The 2673-nt window shown below is 46.0% G+C and carries 4 protein-coding genes; 1 reads left to right on the top strand and 3 read right to left on the bottom strand.

Going from position 1 to position 2673, the window contains the following annotated elements:
* From C1T29_RS14865 to rpsU, 3 genes are all read right to left on the bottom strand, one after another.
* On the bottom strand, window positions 1-1008 hold a 1008-nt coding region (locus C1T29_RS14865), incomplete at its 3' end, for an NfeD family protein (protein ID WP_208945480.1).
* 143 nt (window positions 1009-1151) lie between these two features.
* Window positions 1152-1598 carry a GatB/YqeY domain-containing protein gene (locus C1T29_RS14870; RefSeq protein ID WP_023855244.1) on the bottom strand — a complete coding sequence of 149 codons (447 nt, stop codon included), beginning with the start codon at window positions 1596-1598 and terminating at the stop codon, window positions 1152-1154.
* Window positions 1599-1612: 14 nt separating this feature from the next.
* The gene (rpsU, locus tag C1T29_RS14875; protein WP_003183654.1) at window positions 1613-1786 is read right to left on the bottom strand and encodes a 30S ribosomal protein S21; all 174 of its coding nucleotides are present in this window, start codon (window positions 1784-1786) and stop codon (window positions 1613-1615) included.
* 185 nt (window positions 1787-1971) lie between these two features.
* Here rpsU and C1T29_RS14880 point away from each other — a divergent pair.
* A partial coding sequence (locus tag C1T29_RS14880; protein WP_208945481.1) for a Na/Pi symporter occupies window positions 1972-2673 on the top strand: 702 nt, incomplete at its 3' end.

Consider the following 2673-nt stretch of genomic DNA (forward strand, 5'->3'; position numbering starts at 1 on the left):
AATGGAGACGGCCATGACCTTAAAGCTTCCCGATGCTAATAAGAGGCTCGCAACAATCGCGATCAGGCCGGCAATCCCTGCTATTCCGCCCGGCAAAAAAATCTCTAAAATGATTAAAATAATGCCTGCTGCAAACAGAAGGATCGTTTCCATTCCGGCAAGCCCGGCGACGAGATGACCGTAGAAAAAGAGCAGCAGCGCAGAGAGTCCCATAAAGCCGGGGATCCCAAAACCAGGCGAATAAAGCTCGACAATCAGCCCGAGACTTCCGATTGAAAGGAGAATCGGAATCACGACCGGATGCGTGATGCACCGGGCCACCTTTTCGGCGAAGCTCACCTCGGAACGCTCGATTTTGGCATCCTTCAAGTTCAGCTTTTTCAAAAGATCATCAAGGCTCGAAACTGTGCCTTCGGAATAGCCGACTTCCAGCGCTTTGTCAGGGCTTAATGTGAGCAGCTCGCCCTTCGGCGCCCCAACTTCTTTAGCATCGACATCCGCATCGGCCATCGCGAGAGCGTATTTCGGATCACGTCCGTTTTTTTTGGCTGCGTCTTCCATTTCAGCGAGCCACAGAGATTCCGACTTTTTATCAGCGGCATTTCCCTGCGTGTCAATGATCGCGGCAGCTCCCATTTTCCCGCCGGGCGCCATATAAATATCGTCTGCATTCAAGGCGAGGTAAGCGCCTGCGGACAGAGCCCTTCTATTCACATAAGCGGTCACCGGAATGTCGGAGTTATGTATCGTATCAGCCATGTCAAGGACTGCGTCGACCGCTCCGCCGGGGGTATTGATATCGAGTATGATATGTTTGGCATTCATATCTTCCGCTTCTTGAAAAGAACGCTCAAGAAATTTTGAAAGCCCTTTTTCAACCGTTTCTTCGATCGGAATGACATACACTGTATCTCCATCCGCTTTCACGGTCAAATGAACGCCTAGTAATAAGAATAAAACAAAACCGCTGGCCAGAGCAACAAAAATTCTAAATTTTTTCAGCAGCAACGATGTCTGAGACCTCCTTCCCCTATTATCATTAACATTACATACGTTATAAATGTAGCAAAGGTTTCATCTTTCTACTACTTTTCTATTGTATGAACACGCACAAAAAAAGACGCCTTTAATTGCTTAAAGGCGTCTTTTTCTTAAGACAGTTGTTTGCTGACAAGCTTATTGACGAGACCGCCGTCCGCCTTGCCTTTGACTTTCGGCATGATAGCGCTCATCACTTTGCCCATATCCGCTTTTGAAGAGGCGCCGACTTCGGCGATCGTCTCATTGACGATGCCGAGCAGCTCTTCTTCCGTCAGCTGTTCAGGCATATAAGCTTCCAGAATGTCTAACTCTTTTTGAACTTTATCTACTAAATCTGAACGATTAGCGTTTGAAAATTCATGGAGGGAGTCTTTACGCTGTTTTAATTCACGAGAAAGAACAGTCAGTTCTTCATCATCGGTCAGCCTGTCTTTCTTAAGCTTGATTGCTTCGTTTTGAAGCGAAGCTTTGACCATGCGAATGACAGTCAGTTTGTCTTTCTCACGGTTTTTCATATAGAGCTTCATATCTTGATTCAGCCGCTCAAGAAGACTCATAAATCCACCCTCTTTTAGTATTTGCGCTTTCTTGCAGCTTCAGACTTTTTCTTGCGTCTTACGCTAGGTTTTTCATAAAATTCACGCTTTCTTGCTTCCTGCAAAGTACCTGTCTTTGATACACTGCGTTTGAAGCGACGAAGAGCATCTTCAAGCGATTCGTTTTTTCTAACGACCGTTTTTGACATTCTCTTTCCCTCCCTCCGAATACACCAATCGACTGCTTTAAAAAAAGACATACATATAAACATGTACTTTGACATTATAATATAAGCCTCCGGTAAGGTCAACCAAGGAGAATCGTTTTATTGTTCAGTCATGATTTCGGCAGCTTGTCTGTATATATTTATAAAGGAGGCTGTTCGAAAAACTGATGATAATCTTGATCTTATTCATATTATTGATCGTTCTTTTTCTCAAAGGCATGAGCATGCTGAGAAAAGGTTTGATTTCACTGACATTTGAAAAAATCGAAAAGCGGCTGCTGTTTTTCACGGATCATCCGGTGAAAGCCTTTTTGGTCAGCATTGTATTTACGGGGGTTTTGCAAAGCAGCTCGGCATTTATGGTGATCGTCATTGGCTTTGTCTCGGTAGGCGCCCTTTCATTTAAACGTTCGATTCCGCTCATTTTGGGAACAAACATCGGGTCCACCTTCACAACGGAATTTTTGGCGGTGAAGCTGGAATTTTTGATTTTTGCCCTCTTTGCCGCAGGTGCGGTTCTTTTCATGGCCGGAAAATCCCCTTTTCGGCAAGTGGGCGTAAGCATGATCGGCTTGGGTGTTATTTTTTTCTGTATCAGCGGCTTTAGCCGGCTTGCCGTGCCGTTGTCACAGCTAGACTCGGGCGCTTATATTGTGCAGCTTGCTGAAAATTCAACGCTTTACGCCTTAATCATCGGCACGGTGTTGACCGCGATGATTCATTCCAGTTCGGCGTGTGTCGGCATCCTGATGAGCTTTATGGATCAAGGTGTCGTCGGTTTGACCGAAGCGATGAGCGTTGTTCTCGGCTCCAATATCGGGACATGCATCACAGCCGTGATGGCGGCCTTCAACGGCGGAGCTGCGGCC

This window comes from Bacillus sp. MBGLi79 (assembly GCF_002953915.1).